Source organism: Bacillus sp. SM2101, from assembly GCF_018588585.1.
Taxonomy (GTDB): Bacteria; Bacillota; Bacilli; order Bacillales; family SM2101; genus Nanhaiella; species Nanhaiella sioensis.
This window is the reverse complement of record NZ_JAEUFG010000012.1, coordinates 86104-107711: the sequence shown is the minus strand read 5'-3', so window position 1 is coordinate 107711 and position 21608 is coordinate 86104. Positions and strand designations below refer to the sequence as shown.

16 protein-coding genes are annotated in these 21608 nt (G+C 35.6%); 11 read left to right on the top strand and 5 right to left on the bottom strand.

Annotation, left to right across the window (positions count from 1 at the left end; all coding sequences use genetic code 11):
* Nucleotides 1-196 precede the first annotated feature (196 nt).
* Entirely contained in the window at nucleotides 197-1102 is a 906-nt protein-coding gene (locus JM172_RS13420; RefSeq protein ID WP_214482864.1) for a helix-turn-helix domain-containing protein, read from the bottom strand.
* A gap of 171 nt (nucleotides 1103-1273) precedes the next feature.
* Here JM172_RS13420 and JM172_RS25180 point away from each other — a divergent pair, with 171 nt between their 5' ends.
* The 10 genes from JM172_RS25180 to JM172_RS13375 all read left to right on the top strand — a co-directional run bounded on the left by JM172_RS25180 (nucleotide 1274) and on the right by JM172_RS13375 (nucleotide 14170).
* Nucleotides 1274-1408 carry a hypothetical protein gene (locus tag JM172_RS25180; RefSeq protein WP_284730459.1) on the top strand — a complete coding sequence of 45 codons (135 nt, stop codon included), beginning with the start codon at nucleotides 1274-1276 and terminating at the stop codon, nucleotides 1406-1408.
* Between the two features lie 832 nt (nucleotides 1409-2240).
* Nucleotides 2241-2990, top strand: coding sequence for a hypothetical protein (locus JM172_RS13415; protein ID WP_214482863.1), 750 nt, complete (start codon nucleotides 2241-2243; stop codon nucleotides 2988-2990).
* Nucleotides 2991-3037: 47 nt separating this feature from the next.
* On the top strand, nucleotides 3038-4264 hold the full coding sequence (locus tag JM172_RS13410; RefSeq protein WP_214482862.1) for a polysaccharide deacetylase family protein: 1227 nt from the start codon (nucleotides 3038-3040) through the stop codon (nucleotides 4262-4264).
* A 604-nt stretch (nucleotides 4265-4868) separates the two neighbouring features.
* Nucleotides 4869-5846, top strand: coding sequence for a sugar ABC transporter substrate-binding protein (locus JM172_RS13405; RefSeq protein ID WP_214482861.1), 978 nt, complete (start codon nucleotides 4869-4871; stop codon nucleotides 5844-5846).
* Entirely contained in the window at nucleotides 5843-7306 is a 1464-nt protein-coding gene (locus JM172_RS13400) for a sensor histidine kinase (RefSeq protein WP_214482860.1), read from the top strand. Before JM172_RS13405 ends, JM172_RS13400 begins: the two co-directional genes overlap by 4 nt.
* Complete coding sequence (locus JM172_RS13395; protein WP_214482859.1) at nucleotides 7284-8825, top strand: response regulator; 1542 nt, start codon at nucleotides 7284-7286, stop codon at nucleotides 8823-8825. Before JM172_RS13400 ends, JM172_RS13395 begins: the two co-directional genes overlap by 23 nt.
* Nucleotides 8826-8964: 139 nt before the next feature.
* Entirely contained in the window at nucleotides 8965-10047 is a 1083-nt protein-coding gene (gene xylF / locus JM172_RS13390; RefSeq protein ID WP_214482858.1) for a D-xylose ABC transporter substrate-binding protein, read from the top strand.
* 222 nt (nucleotides 10048-10269) lie between these two features.
* A complete protein-coding gene (locus tag JM172_RS13385; protein WP_214482857.1) occupies nucleotides 10270-11376 on the top strand; it encodes a sugar ABC transporter substrate-binding protein in 1107 nt (368 codons plus the stop codon).
* An 85-nt stretch (nucleotides 11377-11461) separates the two neighbouring features.
* Nucleotides 11462-12982 carry a sugar ABC transporter ATP-binding protein gene (locus tag JM172_RS13380; protein ID WP_214482856.1) on the top strand — a complete coding sequence of 507 codons (1521 nt, stop codon included), beginning with the start codon at nucleotides 11462-11464 and terminating at the stop codon, nucleotides 12980-12982.
* A gap of 12 nt (nucleotides 12983-12994) precedes the next feature.
* Nucleotides 12995-14170: a sugar ABC transporter permease gene (locus JM172_RS13375; protein WP_214482855.1), complete on the top strand. Its 1176-nt coding sequence runs from the start codon at nucleotides 12995-12997 to the stop codon at nucleotides 14168-14170.
* An 89-nt stretch (nucleotides 14171-14259) separates the two neighbouring features.
* Here JM172_RS13375 and JM172_RS13370 read toward each other — a convergent pair whose 3' ends face one another.
* Nucleotides 14260-15537, bottom strand: coding sequence for an MFS transporter (locus tag JM172_RS13370; RefSeq protein ID WP_214482854.1), 1278 nt, complete (start codon nucleotides 15535-15537; stop codon nucleotides 14260-14262).
* A gap of 405 nt (nucleotides 15538-15942) precedes the next feature.
* On the opposite strand from JM172_RS13370, the gene JM172_RS13365 reads away from it, so the two are divergent.
* Complete coding sequence (locus tag JM172_RS13365) at nucleotides 15943-16698, top strand: DUF4386 domain-containing protein (RefSeq protein WP_214482853.1); 756 nt, start codon at nucleotides 15943-15945, stop codon at nucleotides 16696-16698.
* 3 nt (nucleotides 16699-16701) lie between these two features.
* Here JM172_RS13365 and JM172_RS13360 read toward each other — a convergent pair whose 3' ends face one another.
* The 3 genes from JM172_RS13360 to JM172_RS13350 form a co-directional block, all read right to left on the bottom strand.
* The gene (locus JM172_RS13360; RefSeq protein WP_214482852.1) at nucleotides 16702-17271 is read right to left on the bottom strand and encodes a Crp/Fnr family transcriptional regulator; all 570 of its coding nucleotides are present in this window, start codon (nucleotides 17269-17271) and stop codon (nucleotides 16702-16704) included.
* Nucleotides 17272-17936: 665 nt separating this feature from the next.
* Nucleotides 17937-19343, bottom strand: a complete 1407-nt coding sequence (locus tag JM172_RS13355; protein WP_214482851.1) for a DUF2357 domain-containing protein — start codon at nucleotides 19341-19343, stop codon at nucleotides 17937-17939.
* A gap of 31 nt (nucleotides 19344-19374) precedes the next feature.
* Nucleotides 19375-21603, bottom strand: coding sequence for an McrB family protein (locus tag JM172_RS13350; protein ID WP_214482850.1), 2229 nt, complete (start codon nucleotides 21601-21603; stop codon nucleotides 19375-19377).
* Nucleotides 21604-21608: the final 5 nt, after the last annotated feature.

The window sequence follows — 21608 nt, the reverse complement described above, 5'->3', positions numbered from 1 at the left end:
GAAACCTTAATATAGTAAAAATATTTCGTGAGTGTTTTACAATCTAGGTAATTTTACCGAAAAAAATAAAATTACAAATAACTACTGACGCGAAATAATTTCGAAAAGAATAATTATAGACTAGCTAAGAACTTTGAACCCTGCCTCCACCATCAAAACATAAAAAAAGACATAGAAAAAAGCAAATAGCAGCTCGCTACCTATTGCTTTTTTCTATGTCTTTAAATTTAGTTATTATTTTTCTAGTATAATCGACAAGCTGTTGATTTTCCTGAACGCTAAATACCATAATAGCTTTTTCAAAAAATGTAATCGCCTCATCAAATCGTTCCAGTTTATTTAATGTAAGAGCCTTATAATATAATAATTGACCATGTAAATATAAGCTATCATTTTCCTTACAAAGGTTAATTCCTTTATCAGCTACTTGAATAATCTCTGTATATGACCCGGACAGATACAACAGACGAATATAATTGTAATAAACTTTTTGCACTGTCTGAATTTTTATTGCAGCTTGATATCTCTTCACAATATCAAAAGCTTGTAGAAAATATGGTTTTGCCTCAGGCCATTTTTTTTCTTCAGTATGAATACTTGCAATGGCAACTAAAGCTTCAATGTCCTCTGAATGATACAAACCTTGAGTATGTTCATCTGTAGATAAAGTTTGATTTAAAATTTCTATTGCTTCTTTTGCGTCATGGTCAAGAAAATAACAACACAGCCCTTTATGGTAATTCATAAATTTTTGCATTTTAGTAGAACTCATGAACGGATTTTGTTCCTGTTTTTTTAATAACTGACGTATTTCTGTATAATCATTTTTATCCCTTGCCTCTTTTATGAGCTTTATCAATTCGTCTTGATACTGGTACATTAAATTTTCCTGAACATCAAAGAAATAATTAATATCAACTCCTAATCGAATAGCGAAGGCATGTAATATTGTTGCAGATGGGGATATTTCACCTTTTTCAATCATGCTTATATAAGACTGAGTACATATCCCTTCAGCTAACCTTTTTTGAGAAATTTTTTGAAACTTTCTCAATTCTCTAAGGTTTGATGCTATTTTCGGTAATAGGTTCTCTGTATCCATGAAAACAAATTCCCCTTTCCATAAAAAATCAATATGTTTATATCAGTTGACGAATTCTGAAGAAATTACGAGCATGATAGTCCTAATCTCGCATAATACTCATTTATCGCAAATTTATCGTTAGACGGTATATAGTAAAATATAATTAATTATTGAGAGGTGGGATATGTTATGAAACGTGTGAAGAAAATCATTTTAACACTTTCTGTGAGTCTAATAATTGTTGGTGCATTAGGATCAACAGCTCTAGCGTCTCCAGAAGATGAGAATTTACCACCAATATTATCTATTACTAGTACAAAATAATTAGATTAGGAAATATAACACCGCTAATAATTGGAAAGCGGTGTTTTTTTGGTTGTTTTTGCATAGACTGTTGTTTTTCATACTGATAAAAAAACACTAATACAATTTACTTCTCTAAAATGATAAGTATTGATTAAAACGACACTCTTACTTTCTAGTTTATGAACTATAACAACAAAATTTACGAAAAGATCCTTATTTTTTAAAAATTCTGAAGAAGTTTATGTAGTACTAGTCTACCATAAACAGTATCTTTCTACTATAAATATATTTATGTAATTAGCACCTTAACAATGTTGTAAAGAAACATGGCTCAAATACTTGTAAGCCAGACCTAATTAACTACCAAAACAGTTTATTGTGACAACTACTGCTAATGATATTCATCCTTTTCATCCTCATCTTTATCCACACTCATCAAAGCCTTTGCCAAATTAGGTTTATTTCTTATTAATTTTAATAAATACTTCACCACAACCCCTATTTACCTGTTCATATATTATTAAAAATACAACAAATTTATGAAAAGAGTCTGCAATGAATACATGCCCATTCTATATATAAACGCTAATAGAATTAGTTCATTAGTCTCTTTTTTATGCTATTTATAGTATTTTTTACCTATAACTTAAGTATCTTTTTCTGCTACAAATGTCAATTTTTTTCGCCATACATTGACATCCATTTACATAATCGTACAATAAGATTAGAATTTACCACTCTAGGCTTCAAAAGGTGTATAATGATGATTAATACTACTCTAGTAAGTATTTAATACCATTCTATCTGATAAACAATAATTTATTCATACATTGAGATAGGAGAGAAAATGATGGCCAAGGATACAAAGAGCAATTCAAGAGGTTGGTTAAAAGGAGTCCTATCTAATCAAAGTCAACCTGAACAAAACAATATAAATATGGAAGAAGATGTTTCCCAAGAAATGATTGAAGAATCATCTATTGATGAAGAATTCAAAGAATTCGAACAATCTGAAACAACTAGTAAGAAAAACTTATTATCAAAAGATGATCAAGACAAAGTAGCCTTAGATTTAATAGTTTCTCTAGAAAATATGCTACATGACCGACAATTGATTCAATATAAAAATAAGGGACTTGAAAGCCAATTGTATTCGGCGAATGAAATGATAGGCCGCTTAAAACATAGCCAAGTAAAGAAGGAACAAATTTTATTAGATAAAGATAAGGAAATTCGTGAATTAGAATCTAACCTTACTAACAAACAAATGAGTTATGATCAGCTACTTGAAGATTTTAAAGACTATCAAAGTTCGTCGAAAATAGAGTTTGGAAATATAACAAACCAACTTGAGAAAGAAACTAATAAATATAACAAACTCAAAGAAGAATCAACTAACAAGCAATATGAACAAATGATGTTAATAAAAGACTTTGAAGAGAAAATTAGAGATTTAGAAGTAGAGAATCACAAGGTTGTAGAACAATACAAACAAAGCCAAGATGAAAAAGCAGAATTAATGCAAACAATTAATGATTTTACGGATCGGCTGTCTTTTTCTTTCTCTCCAAAAACAACTACATCTACTACAACAGAGTAAACATGAGCATGTAGCTCTTTAGTTACCTCTAAGAGAAAGGGGACAGTATGTCAGTCTATCATAGTAAGCTATTAGAACTATTATCAATAGAAAACAATCTGAACAAATCTTTTTTACGAGTCAAATATTCTTTTGAAATAGATATTGAACTCCTTTGGGAAATTGATACTGAAACAGCTATGAGCTTAAAAGAATCGACTGATTTTTCTGGGAAATTTAAATATAGAATGTCCTTTCACACCTCTTGGAATTCAAATATACAGCAACATAGAAGCTACATAACGAGAACATATAGAGACAATAGTGAAAAAATCTATTTCTCCTGCTCTGATGAGTATGTACGAGGACTAAACGCTTTTAAACATTCCAAACAAATCAATCAAATTTTAAATGATAAGCTACAACCCGCACGTAATACTGAAGTAAAACAAGAAGGCGAAATACATCCCAAAGGAAAAATTCTTAATAATAGAAAGCATAAGGTTGCTTGGATTACCGTTGCCTCATTTATTGTCATTTCTACTATTTTGCTAGGTTTTTCTAACAATTCGTACTTTAATCTTTTGTCTAGTAAAACTCCTGTGCTAGCAGAGAGTGTTGAAAAAGAAACTATTGAATCACTTCCAAAGAATGAAGAATCACCTGCAAAGGAAGAAATAAAGAAGAATCAGAATATTATATCCGAAATTCCATTTGTGCAACTGAATGATGCAATTACCTTCAGCATCCCTGATGGCAAGGTAGCATTAACCTTTGACGACGGTCCTTCTAAATATACTACAGAGATTATAGACATATTAAAGAAGCATACGGTTGGTGGTACGTTCTTTTTCACCGGTGTGAATGTTAAGAAATATCCTGAATACGTAAAGTATGCACAATCTAACAATTATTCGATCGGTAGTCATTCAATGTACCATAAAGAACTTACAAATCTCTCCCTACACAATCAAGAACATGAAATCATCCAAGCAAATCTATTAATTGAAGAACTAACGAATGAGCCCGTAACTCTATTTAGGCCTCCTTATGGTTCAAATAATGAGTCAACTATTGAGTTATTGGAAAAACATCAACATAAGATGGTACTTTGGAATAAGGATCCAAAGGATTGGAAGGTTCAGAGCTCAAACGAAATCATTAACTATATTCGAAGCTCAAACCCTTCCGGATCTATTATTCTTCTCCATGAATCACAAGCTGTTATAGACGCACTGCCAAGTATAATCAGTTTTTTACACGATGAGGGTTTAGAAGTTGTAAGCTTAAAATAATTGAAGTGAAATATAGTAAATGTGGAGAGTTATTTTATACCTTAATGGAAGACTAAAAAGGGGGTTAATTGGTCCCCCTTTTGACACAACCATTCCCCTGTCTAACATCTTCAAATATTACAGTTATACTTAGCTAAATACTTCTCTATTCGAATGCATTTCCTATATCAAGTATAAGGACCGCATACCTCAATGCAAATAAGATTGAACTACACGTAAAACATAATTATGTAACAGCTCTTGTCGTAAACTTTGTTGCTAAGTTTTTTACATTGTTGGTCATCGTTGTCCAAGAAAAGGTGCCACGAACTCTAGTTGTGTAGGTGTTTACCTCTTAAAGCAACAACAGCCAATCATTACATCTGAAAAATCCGCCATGACCATATTCCTCCATTAATATAGCGAAAAATAGCATAGTAGATTTTTACTTACTTGTGATAAGATGATTAAAAGAATAGGCTCTTTTCGTACTTTGTTTCTACTATCACCAAATTTGCACCATAAAAAGTGGCTTTGTATGTTAGCTATCAAGTTACAGAAAAATGTGCCATGGTCTAACAAATATTACGAAAATAGCCAATAAGAAACAAAGGAGATTATTCTCTTGCAGAAAATCGTAGTTTTCATACTTAGTTTTGTTTCTATCATCCTATTCTATTTCACATTTCTTTCGGCCAGTAAAGTATTTCGAACTGATTGGCAATTACCAGAGACATTAGCCAAGGCAGAGTCAGACTATCGACTAGTTCTAATTACCCAAGATCTAGATACGCCATTTTGGGTTAAGGTTGGGGAAGGTGCACTTGAACAAGCACAAAGTGAAGAGGCAAGCCTTGAGATTTGGGGCAGTTATGGTAATAACAAAGAGGACTTCTTGAAGCAAATTGAACTTGCTATCTATTCACAAGTTGATGGGATCATTGTTCAAGGCTATGATACAGATGATTTTAAAAATTTAACGAAGATCAAAGCTGCATCGTATGGAATTCCAATTATTACAGTTGCTAATGACGTTCCTATGAATGAGAGCCTAAGACGGACATATGTCGGCTCTGACCAATACTTAGCAGGGCAGTTAATAGCTAAGCAGTTAATATCAGACATGGGCGACAAAGGGGAAGTGATACTCATGTTTGACCGTCAGCATCAGTATTATCAAGACCAACGGTTAAAAGGTATAAAAGACGTTTTAAACTCGTTTCCACACATAGATGCAATTGAAGCAGAAACATCTCTAACTAGGGAAAGCGTTAATGCGACAACAAAAGGTATGTTGAATAAGTTTCCTCATGTCGATGCTTTTATCGCTGTGAATGCCAATATTTCTGAAACAATGGTTCTTGAGATTGAGAGCAGATCACAAGTCGAGCCTTACTATATCTATTCTTTTGATGACGACCGAGAGTCGTTATCACTTCTTAAAGAAGGAAAGCTCGACGGAATGATAGAGCAATCCCCTCAGGAGATGGGAAAAATGAGTGTAAGTCTTATTACGCAATGGCTGAAGAATGAGAAAGAGCAACTTAATTTAGATGGCTATTTCACAGATATAAAAGTTGTAAAGGCAATAGATGTGCGATGAACAGTCTACAAAAGAAAATATGGGCACTCGCCACAGTCATTCTATTCATCATGGTCGCAATTTGGATTTCACTCACCTATTATAATCAAAAAACGCAAAATCAATATAATGATATACTTGAACGCTATTTAAGTATGAATGAGGTATCAAGTGTCAGTCAGCAAATGGTCACAGATTTGAACAACTATTTACTCAATCCTTCATTTGCAAATTTGGAAGCGCTTCAACTTAACGTAAATAAACTTCAAAATAAAAAGGATGAAGTGTCTAAATTTAGAAATAACCAAAATGATTTTGCCTTAACCAATTATGAAAATTTAATCGATAGTCTCATTGAAGCAACGGAACGCTCGCTTCTGTTCCGTACAGAGAAAGAAACAGAAGATTATTTAGAAGTATTAACAGAAGCTACGCACATATCTAAATATATATCTGAGATGACACTCACATTAATTGACAAAGAGCTAAACACGTACGATCGTTTCTATCGTGGAATTATTGAACAATCAGAAGAACTGAAAAAGCTTGGAATTTGGCTGTTATTGTTAATTACCTTGTTGCTCGTACAATTTACTTACTGGTTCTCCTTGAGAATTACTAGACCAGTAAAGAAGTTGACCCAAGCCGCTATTGAATTATCAAAAGGACGATTCAATTCTAAAATTGAAGTTGATTCCAATGATGAAATTTCGTTTCTCGCAAAGATGTTTGATCGTATGCGAATTAATATAAATAACTTTCTACTGGAAGTACAACAAAATGCACAGCTCGAAAATGAACTAAAGGAGAACAAGCTCTTACTACAAGAAAGCCAGCTCCATAGTTTACAGAGCCAAATGAACCCTCATTTCTTGTATAACACCCTTAATACGCTTTCTAAAAAGGCGTATATGGAAGGCTCAGAAGAAACTAGTGATCTTATAGTAAGCGTTGCCAGCTTGTTGCGCTATAATTTAAAAAGCTTAGACAAATCTACTACTCTTGCTGAAGAGGTTAATATTCTTCAGCAATATATTGATATACAAAAAGCAAGATTTACCGAACGCCTACAATTTCATATGAATATAGACGAAAAATGTCTAGGTTTACAAATTCCAAGGCTAACGTTGCAGCCAATCATTGAAAATGCGGTAATACATGCTATTGAGCCAAAAGAAGAAGGTGGCATCATTTGGTTCCGTGCAATCAACAGTACTGACGAAGTGACAATTGAAATTGAGGACGATGGCCCTGGGATGAACGAACATAAAAGGAAGCAAATATTAGAGGGTAACAGTATTGATACCGAAGGACACTCAACTGGGATTGGCATGAGTAATGTTGGTAAACGGTTACGACTTTTCTATGGCTATGAAAATATCATGGATATTGAAAGCACGCTTGGAATAGGTACAAAGGTTGTGTTGAAAATTCCGAAGAAAAGGAGAATCGAAAAAGATGGTGAAACTCCTAATCGTTGATGATGAACAAGTAGAACGAGAAGGTCTAAAATACATTCTAGAAAAAAACTTCTCCGGTCTTGTTATAGAGCAAGCAAAAAATGGACAAGCAGCTATCCAGATAGTCGAAGAATTTTCACCAGATTTAGTCTTAATGGATATTCAGATGCCAGGAATAAATGGGCTTGAAGCAATTGAGCGAATTAATAAAGATCATCCGAATATTAAATTTATTATGATCACTGCTTTCGCCAAGTTTGATTATGCCCATACAGCAATGAAGCTAGGAGTGAAGGACTATTTACTGAAACCAAGCAAGACGAGTGAAATCATAGACACGGTCGGAAAAGTATTGAGCCTACTCGAACAAGAAAGAGAATCCATGGCGATAAGTACGTTTCAACAGCATGCTCTTCAAAAAACATTACCCATCGTTGAAACTGATGTAGTGACACAACTGCTCTTCGACCATATGCATGACATACATTTAGACGAGTTAATTCAACTATTAGATATTCAAATGTCAAACGAAAAATTTGTAATGAGCGTCTTGCTTCCAAAAGGAGCAGAACGTTTCTATTCAGCTATCAAAGAGAAGGTAAGAAAGACAGAACGAGGTTGGGTTGGAGCCTTATATGGTCGCCAATTGCCAATTATCGTGTTCAGACAACAAGAGAAATCATTTCGTTTACAAGCAGTTTCTCTTGCTCAAGCCATTCTATCTATTCCGAAATCTACTAATAACACGAGTTGGTTTATCGGCATAGGAAATGTATGTCATTCATTAGACAAAATACGCCATTCTTATCAGGAGTCACTTATAGCAACCAAAGAGGCGAAGCCTCATGTAAGATTCCGTTTTTATGCTGATTTACCTACACATGATGAGAACTCAGAGGATCAAAATTTAAAACAACTGGAAAAGAAGCTATTTGATCAAGTTCGAAATGGGAAATGGGAAGAATTCTCTTCATACGTGATTAATTTAATCCACCGCTATGAGAGTGAAAAAACAAACGTAATGCAATCACAGCAACGTGTACTAGAGTTGCTTTGGATTGCATCTCGCGTGTTAACTGAACTGGGAGTTGAGCCTTATACCCCTTTGTTCTCGACACAAATACATGATTTTCGACAGCTTCAAGCTGAGACAAGTTATTTACTAGATTATATGTGGCAGTCCTATGTAGATTATTGTAGTCAATTAGAAGATGACACTATTCAACAAATTAAGCAGTACATTATTGAACATTCTCATAAAGAAATTTCACTAGATAAAATCGGACACAAAGTTGGATTAAGTCCTATTTATATTAGTAAGATGTTTAAAGAACAGCTTGGGGTGAACTACATCAGCTTCCTAACAGAATGTCGCATCGAAAAGGCGAAGAAGCTGATGATGAATCCTGATAAAAGCTTAAAAGAAATTACATTCGAAGTCGGTTATCACGACCCAAACTATTTCAGTAAAGTGTTTAAAAAGCTGTGTGGCGCTTCACCGACCGAATATCGTAAATCACTTATCGGAATGAAGGAATAACCAAGTCGTTAAAAAACTTCAACATTTTCGTTATCGGTGGAGGATATGCTTCATCTGATTGACAAATCCACTTGTATCGCTGAGAGCTAAAACTATTAAAAAAGTTTTCCTTTCAGTAGAAAAGGAGCGAATTTATCCTATGAAACGGTTATTTTGTCAAGGAAGTCTACTATTGTTCTTTTTGGCTCTGCTTGCAATGACTACAGCATGCTTAAATGAAAGAGATTCGACAACAAATTCGACTCTGCCAGAACAAGAACAAACGACATTTGAATCTGTAGATGAGGAAAAAAAGCTTAAAATTGGCTTTTCTATGGATACATTATTGGAGGAGCGTTGGTTAAGAGATAGAGATCGCTTCAAAGAAGCAGTAGAGGCACTTGGCGCAGAAGTAGAAATCTTTGCTTCAAATGGAGACGATGCCTTGCAAATCTCACAAGCAGAAAAATTAATTAGTCTAGGCATCGACATACTCGTCGTTGTTCCTCACAACGCAGAATCAACAGCAATGATCGTTGAAAAGGCCCATTTGGCTGGTATTAAGGTACTTTCCTATGATCGACTAGTGAAAAACGCTAAGCTTGATTTATACGTATCATATGACAATGAACAGGTAGGTGAGCTTCAAGCGAAAGCAATTACATCATTGGTTCCAACAGGAAAGTATGTATATATTGGCGGAGCAGAAACAGATAATAACGCCCATTTATTTAGAAAAGGAGCATTTAACGTCCTCAAGCCATTCATTGACAGAGGAGATATTACGATTGTATATGACCAATGGACGAAAGATTGGTTACCTGAAAATGCTTATGAAAATATGAAAGCAGCTTTAATAGCGAATAATAATCAGATTGATGCTGTCATTGCTGCAAATGATGCAACCGCTGGAGCTGTCATTCAAGCACTCGCTGAACAAGGGCTTCTAGGTAAAATCCCAGTTTCTGGTCAAGATGCTGAGCTTGCTGCTGTTCAACGAATCGTTGATGGAACACAAACAATGACTGTTTATAAGCCAATTATTGATTTAACCGAAAAAGCTGCTGAGCTTGCTGTTAAGCTAGCAGAAGGTCAAGTTGTTGATGTTCAGACTACCATTAATAATGGGAAATTCGAGGTGCCTTCTGTTCTCCTTTCACCAATTGCAGTAAATAAGCATAATATCGATGAAACAATTATCGCTGACGACTTTCATTCTATTGAAGAAGTATACGACAGATAACAAAAGAATTTATTATTCACAGACCGCCAGGATGCATCCTGGCGGTTTTTTACCCTTCCAGTAGATACGCATTTTTATAAGTAGGTTAGCAACTTACTAAACTAATATTAAAAAAATACAGATAATATTAAAATTGTGCTAATAGAAAGCGTTTTCATCATAATGCCTGACTGCTATATTGGAGTTATTAAGACACAACTTAAATTCGAAAGGGGATTTTTGATGAAAAAGAGAATTATAGCGGCCATCGTTGTCATGATGCTTGCACTAGTAGCTGTAGGCTGCGGTAGTGCTACTACAGGAAGTGGTAACGATGTAAGTATCGGTATTGTTTTACCTACGAAAGATGAACCTAGATGGGTACAAGATGAGCAAAGGTTTAAAGATGCATTAGCAGATTCAGACTACTCAACAGAAATTTTATTTAGCCAAGGATCTTCAGCTAAAGAAAAAGAAAATGTTGAAACATTACTTAACAAAGGAATCGATGTCTTAATTATCGCTCCACAGGACGGGGCAGCTGCAGCGGGTGCAGTAGATGCTGCTAAAAAGGATGACGTTACTGTCATTGCATACGACCGCCTTATTACTGGAACTGAGGCTGTAGATTATTACGTTACATTTGATAGCATAGCGGTAGGTGCAGCTCAAGGACAATTTTTAATTGACAATGCTAACGGCTCAGGCACTCCTTTATATTTATATGCTGGAGCTGCTTCTGACAATAACGCATTCTTGTTTTTTGAAGGAGCTTGGAGCGTACTTCAACCAAAGATTGCTGATGGCACTTTTGTCATCGCAAACTCTAGCGAAGCAGAAGCTTTAAAAGATAAAGCTGAGCTTTCACGTGATGAAATGGGTAAAATCTTAGGACAGGTTACAACTAACTGGGATCCTAATGAAGCGAAAAATAAAGCTCAAACACATTTAACAGCTGTAGGAGCAGATATGAAGGGTGATGTTGCAGTTCTTGCGCCAAATGACGGAACAGCACGCTCTATCGCTGATGTATTTGGATCAGATCCTGAGGTTTCAAGCTATGTAGTAACTGGGCAAGATGCTGAAAAAGCTTCTATCCAATATATTATTGATGGTAAGCAAGCAATGACAGTATTTAAAGATGTTCGTACACTTGTAAAAGACGCAATTGGAATGGCAGTTGCTGTTTTAGACGGTGGTTCACCTGAAACAACTGGTTCTTATGACAACGGTAGCAAAGAAGTAGATGCAAAACAAACTGATGTAATCGTCGTTGAGGACGTTAACGTTAAGAGTGAGCTCATTGATTCTGGCTACTATGAAGAGAGCGAATTTGAAGGTCTAAAATAAAATGCGCATGCTTTATGGAAATAGTGATAGATACGTCTGTCACTATTTCTAATTATTTTAGTTGTTTTCGTAAGGGAGGTTAATCATGAGCGAGTATATTCTAGAAATGCATCAGATTACGAAGGAATTTCCTGGGGTCAAAGCGCTCAGTGATGTTAATTTTAAAGTAGAAAAAGGGGAAATACACTGCTTAATCGGTGAAAATGGAGCGGGAAAATCGACGCTGATGAAGGTGCTTAGCGGTGTGTATCCATACGGAACGTACGATGGTGACATTGTTTTTAATGGCAGCGTGCAAAAGTTTAACAAAATTAACGATAGTGTCGATACCGGAATCGCTATTATCTACCAAGAACTTGCGTTGTTTCCTGATTTATCAGTTTATGAAAATATATTCGTAGGTAATGAAGTGGACCGTGGTAACGTAATTGATTGGAATCAAACAATCGTCGAGTCCAAAAAAATGCTTGAAAAGGTAAATTTAAAAGTAAATCCTGAAACGTTAATTAAAGATTTGGGCGTAGGAAAACAACAGTTAATTGAAATTGCAAAAGCGTTAAGTAAAGAAGTAAAGCTTCTTATTTTGGATGAGCCAACTGCTGCACTTAACGAGGACGATAGCGAAAACTTACTGAATCTATTACGAGAGTTAAAGGGACAGGGCATTACTTGCATCATGATTTCACACAAGTTAAAAGAAGTCATCTCAATTGCGGATAAAGCAACAGTCATCCGTGATGGACAAACAATTTGTACATTAGATGCAGCCAAGGGAGAAATGACCGAAAACACTATTATTAAGAACATGGTCGGTCGAGAGATTACAGATATTTATCCGAAGAGAAGTAAGCAAAAATTTGGTACGAAAATTCTCGAATTAAAAAACTGGTCTGCGTATGATCCGAAAATTGGTCGAGATGTTGCTAAAAATGTCAACCTTCATGTCAAACAAGGGGAAATTATCGGTATTTCAGGTCTTATGGGATCCGGTCGTACTGAACTAGCCCTTAGCATCTTCGGAAACTCTAAATCTTATAAGCTACAAGGGGATTTAACCATTAACGAAGTGCCTCAAAATTTTAAACACACGAGTGATGCTATCAAAGCAGGAATTGCGTATGTCACTGAGGATCGTAAGGGTGATGGCCTTTTCTTACTTCAGGACATTAAGAATAATATCTCTGCGGCAAATATGAAAGGCATCTCTTCAAAAGGTATTATCAATGACAACGAGGAAATTAAAGTCTCAGAAAAATATAAAGCATCTTTAGGAATTAAAGCATCATCCGTGCAACAGCTTGTCGGTAAATTAAGTGGTGGTAACCAACAGAAGGTTTCGTTAGGTAAATGGCTGTTTGTTGGTCCTAAGCTTCTTATTCTAGATGAGCCGACACGAGGTATTGATGTTGGAGCAAAATTTGAAATTTATTCCGTCATGAACGAACTGATTAAGGAAGGAATGAGTATTATTATGATTTCTTCTGAGCTCGGAGAGGTTTTAGGAATGAGTGATCGCATTTATGTAATGGCAGAAGGAGAAATCAAAGGAGAGCTGCTAGCAAATGAAGCCGATCAAGAAAAAATTATGCAGCTTGCTACGCAATAGGAGGTTAAGTGTATGAAGTTATTCCATGAAGCAAAAGATTTAATAAAAGAAAACATTCGTGATTACGGTATGTATATTGCCTTAATTATTATTATGGTAACATTCACCATTCTAACAGATGGCTTATTTATGTCATCTCGAAATATTAGTAATCTACTAGATTCAGCTGGTTATATTGCTGTTTTAGCTGTCGGTGTTATGCTTGTTATCGTCATTCGTCACATTGACTTATCGATCGGCTTCTTAGCTGGATTTCTTGGTGCTATCGCAGCCATACTCCTCATGGAAGTTGGACTACCTGTATATGTAGTTATTCCTATTATTCTAGTACTTGGAATTTTAGCTGGCTTAAGTACAGGTTTTCTAGTAGCTAAAGTAGGAATTCCTTCCTTTGTTGCCACATTAGCAGGATGGCTCATTTTTCGAGGCGCAATCCTACTCGTAACTGAAAAATCTGGTACAATTATTGTTCAAAATGATGCTTTTAATGCAATTGGTAATGGATATATTCCCTCTATATTGCAAATTAACGGGTTACATTTTCTTTCATTACTTGTCGGTGGTTTAGGTATCATATTTTATATTTATAGCGCTATTTCGAACCGCAAAAACAAAATTCAGTACAATTTTGAAGTTGTTTCTAAGGAAATCTTCATTTTACAATTAATTTTTGTTTCAGCTATTATTGCGTATATTACATGGATTTTAGCAGGCTATAACGGCTTCTCTTGGACGGTTGTCATTATGCTGCTTGTTGTTATTCTGTATCATTTCTTTACGACTAAGACAGTGCTAGGACGCCATATTTATGCTGTTGGTAGTAACCCAGAAGCTGCACACCTTAGCGGAATTAACGTCAATAAAATTATCTTTCTCGTCTTCGGTTCAATGGGTATGTTATCAGCGCTATCAGGGATTCTATTCACCGCTCGTCTACAATCTGCTACAACAACAGCTGGTACATTATTCGAGCTTGATGCCATTGCAGCGGCATACGTCGGAGGTGTATCTGCAGCAGGTGGAGTTGGAAAAGTAACAGGGGCAATTATCGGTGCAATCGTTATGGCTTCCTTAACAAACGGTATGAATTTAATGGGGGTTGGAATCGCACCTCAATATATTATCCGTGGTGGCGTTTTAGCTCTTGCCGTTATCTTTGATGTCATGACTCGTAAGCAAAGAGCTTAATCGTTGTTAGAAATTAGCAGGGGCCAATCGAAAATTTTATATACAAGGGGCAGAACGATCAAAAAATGATTGTTCTGCCTTTTTATTTATCATTTCACCGTAGCATTGTCATGAACGGATACACCTTTCGGTTCAGGAACAAATATTAAAATAATTCCACCAATAATAAAGAGAACAATTAAACTAAAGACACCCATATTCGTATGTCCTGTTAGTTGTGAGGTGAGTCCGACTAGAAATGGTCCCATAATGGCAGCAAATTTACCGAAGATATTGTAAAAGCCAAAGAATTCATTGGCATTCTCTTTAGGTATGAGCTTAGCGAAGTAAGAGCGGCTTAACGCTTGAATCCCACCTTGTGACGATGCGACCAGCATAGCCAATATCCAAAAATCGAGTGTAGTTTGCAGAAAAAATGCGTAAATACAAACAATGATATAAATAATGATACCGACATAAAGCATTTTCTTACCTGTAAAGATATCCGCTAATTTCCCGTACAATATGGCAAATGGTGCAGCAACAACCTGTGTGACAAATAAGATAATGAGTAAGCTTGTAGCAGATATACCTAAATCTGTTCCGTATGCTGTAGACATGGAAATGATCGTCCCTACCCCATCAATATAAAAGAAATAAGCTAGCAAAAATAAAAATAACGAACGGTATTTTCGAACTTCCTTTACCGTTTTGGCTAGTCGCTTAAAACTATTTCTAACTGGTTTTGGTTCACGATCAATATAGTGAACTTGATAAACATGTTTTAATAATGGAATGGTAAAAATAAACCACCATAATGCTGTAATCATAAAGGCTATCTTACTTGCAACTGCTGTACTAATCGGTAGGATACTACTTTGAGATAACATGATGATAGCGATACTAACGATAAAAGGGATTGTACTCCCAATATAACCAAATCCAAACCCGTATGTAGACACACGGTTCATGCGTTTCTTTGGTGTGACATCTACTAAAAAAGCATTGTAAAAAATATTAGCTCCAGCAGATCCAATCGTTGCCACGGTATAACAAACTAGTAATAGCAGCCATTGATCACTCGGAATAAATGCTAATATCGCCGTTGAGGTCACACCTAAGAGAAGGAAGAATGTGAAGAACTTTTTCTTTAACCCTTGATAATCTGCAATCGTACCTAATATGGGACTTAACATTGCTAATATAAAGGTTGCAATCGCTATAGTATAGCCTAAGTAAGCAGTGGAATTTGCCGCAGAAATTCCACTATTCGTCGCAGCTTCTTTATAAAACAGGGGAAATATAGCTGTTGTAATAATAATGGAATATGCTGAATTTGCCCAATCATAAAAAATCCAACCCCGCTCAGCTTTTGAAAAACGCTTCATAACACTCCTCCCAACCTAATCAACTTAACTTTCATTTAAATGGCATACCAAAAGAATAAAAGTAGATTTACCATACCTTTTTCACGTCTAATAATCTTTCACTTCAATGAGTACTCTTTATCGTTATGAAGTAACTAATAACATGAGATCTTTAATCAAATTTGCTACATAATAGGCAAAAAAGAGGAATGTTGCATGGTCACAACCTTTTACAAATACTAGTTTGAAATCTCGTATGAATGTCTTCATTTGCTCGACAGATAAATGATCGTAATATGATTACTAAAGAAGCTTGTATATTTACTTAGGCAATAGATTATTTTCTAATTGATTCATTGACTTAAGTCAATGAATCATATTCATTTTTTCACTACAATACAATCAAAAGACTTAGGAGGGAATTATATGGAAGTATTACAGCAAGATGTAAATCAGCTTCGAAAATCAGCATTAATTGCAGGGATATCCTTGCTCATCATGACCGTAGCTGCATTTTTCTCATTTGGCTATGTTCATAGTTCTTTAATGATTAGTAATAGCTCAATTGAAACATTTAATAACATTTCAGCATCAACAGGATTATTTAGAGTAGCAATACTTGGTTGGTTAGTTATATTAATAACGGATATTATCGTTTCGTGGGCATTTTATATCTTTTTAAAACCAATACATGAAGGATATGCAACGCTAGCTGCTTGGCTTCGATTGATGTATACTGCCATACTAGCTATTGCCGTCTCAAATCTCATTCAAGTAGATAATCTCATTAAGTATAATAATGAGCTGTTGAATCAGCCTGACAGTCTTCTCGCTTCTGAAGTTATGATGTCTGTACTAGCATTTGAATCTGTTTGGTCGTTTGGGTTAATCGTTTTTGGGATGCATCTATTAATAGTGGGCTTTGTCGTTTCAAAAACTAAAACAGTTCCAAAGATCATAAGCATTCTACTTGTATTAGGGGGTGCAAGTTATATGTTGGTCCATCTATTAGACGGGTTTTTTCCAACGCTTGAAAATGTGACTTCAACTATCGAGATGATTTTGATGATTCCAATGACTGCTGGAGAGCTAGGTTTTTGCATTTGGCTCTTAGTGAAAGGTGGTAAAACACCTACATCGTATTCAAAAAGAAAGACACATAACAAGACTGCGCAAATTTGAATGCTATAATCTTCGTTTGATACGACTAAGTGACTCAGGCGTAATACCTAAATAACTTGCTAACTGATGCTGTGGTACACGATTAATCAAATCAGGGCGTTTGTCAACGAGCGCCTTATACCGCTCTTCTGGGCGAGATGAAATAAACGTAGCAATATCATCGTGCATTTCACCCATAATCTCTTCCATTAACTTACGCGTCATCGTCTCAAGTCCTGGATGCTTGTCATACATCTGATCCTCGATCGATAAATCACCTACAACGAGAACACAGTCCTCCACACAGATTAACGAGTACTTTGATGTTTTATCAGAACTATGCTGATTGAAGATCGTCACCGCTTGCTCTTCTGTAAAAAAATTAAATGTCGTTTCTCTCCCCTCTTCATCAACTGCAAACTGGCGGACGCAACCCTTTACGACAAAATAGCATTTCTCTGGAACCTCTCCCTGGTCTAAAAGGATAGTTCCTTTTTTATATTCTGCAATAGGTATATCTGCAACAATCATCTCTATCTCTGATTCACTAGCATCAGTATAATGTTTCAAATATCGAATAAGGATATCACTCATGTGAGCTACACCTCCATATTTCTCTTTATTATTGTTATAGCATATCACTTAGCTATGAAGCTAACAAAATATAATTCATATTACGATTTGAATAAGTAGATTTAATAAAGACTACTAGAAGATATATTCGTAGGACAACCGAAGATGATGATATGACAAGATGAAGCCACTTCAACATATGCAACTGCATTATTCTTTAGAACAACTAAAGAATGGTAAGTGGTGTGGCGGGGTTGGATAGTAAATTGTGTGATTTGGATAGTAAAAGACCTGATTTGGATAGTAAACTATGTAATTTGGATAGTAAAAGGCCTGATTTGGATAGTAAACTGTGTTATTTCGATAGTAAAAGGGCTGATTTGGATAGTAAATTGTGTGATTTGGATAGTAAAATGGTGATTTTGGATAGTAAACTATGTAATTTGGATAGTAAAAGGCCTGATTTGGATAGTAAACTGTGTTATTTCGATAGTAAAAGGGCTGATTTGGATAGTAAACTGTGTTATTTCGATAGTAAAAGGGCTGATTAAGGGGATCTATTGGGTTAGTAGTAGCTGAATTAGGCTTAAAGAGAAAGTATCTGTCATTGTTTATTCTGTTGATAAAGGTACCAGTCACTTGTCGAACCATGACATTTCAATAAGTGACTGATATCTAAATTATAGTTAGTTATCAAGAAAAATGGCTAATAACTTATTCTTCAACTGCTCACATTCTATTCCAGGAACCATCTGTATGGCGCCCATTGCATAACTATTATAATAACTTTCTTGAAAATAGCGCATCGTTTCAACTGAACCTTCATTCGTTGGTGTCAAAATATATACCTCACGAACAGCTCTTTCGCCTGAATCTCTATGTATAATTCCATCACGATACTTATGCATTTCACCAAGAGCAGTACCAATATTACCAGGTACGCGGTATTTAGGATCAAAAACGATCATTTCATTTCCGCACTCCAAGACAATATCAGGAATCATCCTTTGGGTAAAAGTGTAGAATTCTCTAGAATTAAACTGATAGTTTCTTTGAAAATAGAGAGCCTTTCCTCCTTTAAGGTTAATACGGCTTTCTTTATTTTCAGCTAAGTCTAGAAAGATTCCACTTTCTTTCGTCTTGTATAACCCACTAGTTCCCTCAATGAAGTTCAGATCTCTTAATATCCCTACAATTTTCATGAAACACCACATCTCATATAGTGCGAATGTGTCTTTCATAGCAACAGGGTAATCAAATCCGATTCCTTCTCTCTCATGATTAAAGAGCTTTTCAAACCATTGGTACCACTGTCGGTACACAGGATGTTTCCTAAATTTCTGGGTGATAGAATACGAACCTTGATGCATCGTGACTTCCTTTAGAAAGGGTGAGTTTAGCCACCTTCTGATTATAGATTGATATTTTTCAGCCTTTTTTGTAACCTCCACTCTTCCTAGGTTTATATAAGTACTTAGAAGCGTACTTAAGTTAAACAGCTGCTTTTTTAACACTTGATTTTCATACACGTCAAGTGTCTCAAAGGTTTTGGTCGTTTCAACATTGAGAGGAATATTGTTGCCGTACCCTTTCTTATCAAGCCAGTGCAGAGTCGTTTGTCCAACACGCTGTACCTTTTCTCTCTTCTGTATAATAGGTGATTTGACAAGTCTGCGGAATGGCTGTTTCTCAATATGGACAAAAATTTGACGGAGCTGCTGAAACGATCTTTCAATGTAAATCCACTGTGTCCAAGAAGCTCCTCTGCTCCTGCCTGATGTATTCACTTTTCTGTCCAATCCACTCAATTGAAAACAGCTATTACTTTCCTCTAAAATTTCTTCAATCATCAAATCATATTGCTGTTCATTCATTTTTCTAGAGTCAGGATATATGAATGTTTCATATTGCTGCTCATTTATAAATATCTGAACAGATCCACTCTGAAAGGGAGTCATGAATGAAGAAAAGAACACATTTCCCTCTCGATGAAAAGGCACAGGTACTCCTTGGATCCTTAAATCAATTTGGTCGCCCTCATACTGTAGCTTATATTCAGTTGCCTCTGTAAAAAGGGCTTCGTTAAATGGCATCCATCCTTCCGAATATGTCCTAACCTCCAACTTACCTCCAGAACTGAGTAGCACCATAATACTCTAGCTCCTCCTGCATCCGCTTCACATGCTGCAATGAGACCGAATCTCCTTCAATTTTTGCTGTGAGCCATTTATTTAGCTCATTTAGCATCTCGGATATTCGTTCGTCACCGCGTATTTTTGTCAATACTTTTTCGGCAATCACACCATCCAGTGACTCCTTCCAATCCATTGCATGATCGGAGCCAAGTTGATAATTAGCATAGAGCTTCTGTAGCATTTCACCCATTGTTCTATAACCAAAATGAAGCTCGTACTTAGCCAATGTGGCATGCAACTCTTTTAGAAGATCGAATTCCTTTTTCAATAAATCCTTCATATCCTGATACACTCTGTCCCAGAAGGAAGTAAAGTCTACATCTGATAATGTCATGACAAAAGCACGGTCCAATACTTTATCTGATATGGAATGAGTGGTTTCATCGACGTTGATCGTTCCAAGTATATATATATTTGGCGGGATGCTTAGTCTTTGAGGAACATCTGTAATATGATCATCTTGATGAAGCGGGATTTCTTTTCTTGATTCCACCGCACTTAAATAATCGCTTAAATAGTATTCAACCCTAGCCAAGTTCATTTCATCAAGCAGAATAAAATGTGGTTTTTCACGCTGCTTCAATGCATTTAATATGACTTTCAAAAATTCTGTTTTTACATAACGTTTTTCAAATGAGCTATAGTAGCCAAACAAGGAACTGGCATCCGTCCAGTCAGGACGAACAGGAATAATACTGAAATATGGATTTTCATTTTCATATTCTAGGCCATATACAGCATTGGAATATAAACGGCAAATTTGGGTTTTCCCAGTTCCAGAAATTCCACTGAGAACTACAAAATGCTTATCATCAAGTGCCGTTAAATTCAGGTGCAAATCCCTCACAATCGATTTAGAGAAAGTAAATTGACTGTTCTCAATCATGTCATAAATTTCTGCGAATCTGAAGTTAGGCTCAAGTGTTTCTGTCTCAGTGAGCTCATGCTCCTCTTTTTCCAAGTCATTGTCATCAATATCAGAAGGCAGCTCCACAGCTTTTCGAGCATGAGCAAATAGAAGAGCTGCATTAATGAAGTTCTGTTTCACTTGATGCGCACCTTCATTAAACGTCTCAGAGGCGTTATCATAGGTACCAACGTAATAGGAATTACCATCAACTTTAATGTCATGCTCTTGAAGTAATTGCATAGCATTTTTCAAAATTTCCTTATTATCCATGCTCTGAGTAGCAAATAACTTTTTTATCCACCATTCTTGTTCTTTATTGTTTAAGATTTCACGTACATTGGTGAAAATTTGGTTACCTCCTGCTACCTTCACAACAATCGTTTGGTATGGAGAGTTTTTATCATGATAATCAAGATAGCTAATACTGCCTTTTGTAATCATTTGATCTCCATCATTTATTTGAAATGATTGTCTTTTCCCTTGTGACTTATAGTTTTCAACAGAAGAAAGATCTACAGTATAGCTGCGACCTAGTAATACGGTCTTTTTTATATCTCTAATTGCAGACAATTGCTGTAACGCAACGAGTGCTCTTTGTCCTATTTGTAATTCATCGTTAATATGGTTTCTAAAATGACTCAATTCATCCCAAGCTTCTTGTAAATGTCCGATCAATTCTTCTTCATTTAACTGTTCTTTAAGAGCAAAGGACATCCCAATTTGAAATGAAGGCCTCTTTCTCGGTTTAATACAGCCTTTAATATAATTTTCCATATCTTCTTTTGACACTTGTTCTTTTTCTTTGCGTCCTGTAAAAATAGAATATTTATCGGGAATGGATGACAATACTTCTTGGATTACATCACTTTTAACCCAAGACCAAAAAGGTATGAAATTCACTTCTGTATGTATTAATACTGAACGGTCAATACCGTTCAGTTCCAGTGTCAAGAAATTAATTTCCTTGTCTCCTAATTTCTTAAATAGACCCACAAAATATTTTTTGCCAATATCAGAGTTCTTTTTCTGCTCAGCAAGGGCAGGGTTACGTGAATCACTAATAGTTGTCTTCAAAGTCGTATCATAGCTACGGATATATAAATCTTCACCTATAAGAATGTCACTTGACCCTATAAATTGTTCAAATACTCTCTTTACATCGGGTGCTACTTCTTCAAGTACCCTATTACATCTGGCCTCTGTATTTTCCCCATCAAATAAAGATTGATAGTGTGAAAGATTTGGCATTGTAT

What these genes read in the sequence shown, in the direction of transcription:
- JM172_RS25180 (WP_284730459.1), top strand. Translation starts at nt 1,274, where the DNA reads ATGAAACGTGTGAAGAAAATCATTTTAACACTTTCTGTGAGTCTAATA.
- JM172_RS13370 (WP_214482854.1), bottom strand. Translation starts at nt 15,537, where the DNA reads ATGAAGCGTTTTTCAAAAGCTGAGCGGGGTTGGATTTTTTATGATTGG.
- JM172_RS13420 (WP_214482864.1), bottom strand. Translation starts at nt 1,102, where the DNA reads ATGGATACAGAGAACCTATTACCGAAAATAGCATCAAACCTTAGAGAA.
- xylF (WP_214482858.1), top strand. Translation starts at nt 8,965, where the DNA reads ATGAAACGGTTATTTTGTCAAGGAAGTCTACTATTGTTCTTTTTGGCT.
- JM172_RS13350 (WP_214482850.1), bottom strand. Translation starts at nt 21,603, where the DNA reads ATGCCAAATCTTTCACACTATCAATCTTTATTTGATGGGGAAAATACA.
- JM172_RS13415 (WP_214482863.1), top strand. Translation starts at nt 2,241, where the DNA reads ATGGCCAAGGATACAAAGAGCAATTCAAGAGGTTGGTTAAAAGGAGTC.
- JM172_RS13385 (WP_214482857.1), top strand. Translation starts at nt 10,270, where the DNA reads ATGAAAAAGAGAATTATAGCGGCCATCGTTGTCATGATGCTTGCACTA.
- JM172_RS13375 (WP_214482855.1), top strand. Translation starts at nt 12,995, where the DNA reads ATGAAGTTATTCCATGAAGCAAAAGATTTAATAAAAGAAAACATTCGT.
- JM172_RS13400 (WP_214482860.1), top strand. Translation starts at nt 5,843, where the DNA reads ATGAACAGTCTACAAAAGAAAATATGGGCACTCGCCACAGTCATTCTA.
- JM172_RS13355 (WP_214482851.1), bottom strand. Translation starts at nt 19,343, where the DNA reads ATGCCATTTAACGAAGCCCTTTTTACAGAGGCAACTGAATATAAGCTA.
- JM172_RS13410 (WP_214482862.1), top strand. Translation starts at nt 3,038, where the DNA reads ATGTCAGTCTATCATAGTAAGCTATTAGAACTATTATCAATAGAAAAC.
- JM172_RS13360 (WP_214482852.1), bottom strand. Translation starts at nt 17,271, where the DNA reads ATGAGTGATATCCTTATTCGATATTTGAAACATTATACTGATGCTAGT.
- JM172_RS13380 (WP_214482856.1), top strand. Translation starts at nt 11,462, where the DNA reads ATGAGCGAGTATATTCTAGAAATGCATCAGATTACGAAGGAATTTCCT.
- JM172_RS13365 (WP_214482853.1), top strand. Translation starts at nt 15,943, where the DNA reads ATGGAAGTATTACAGCAAGATGTAAATCAGCTTCGAAAATCAGCATTA.
- JM172_RS13395 (WP_214482859.1), top strand. Translation starts at nt 7,284, where the DNA reads ATGGTGAAACTCCTAATCGTTGATGATGAACAAGTAGAACGAGAAGGT.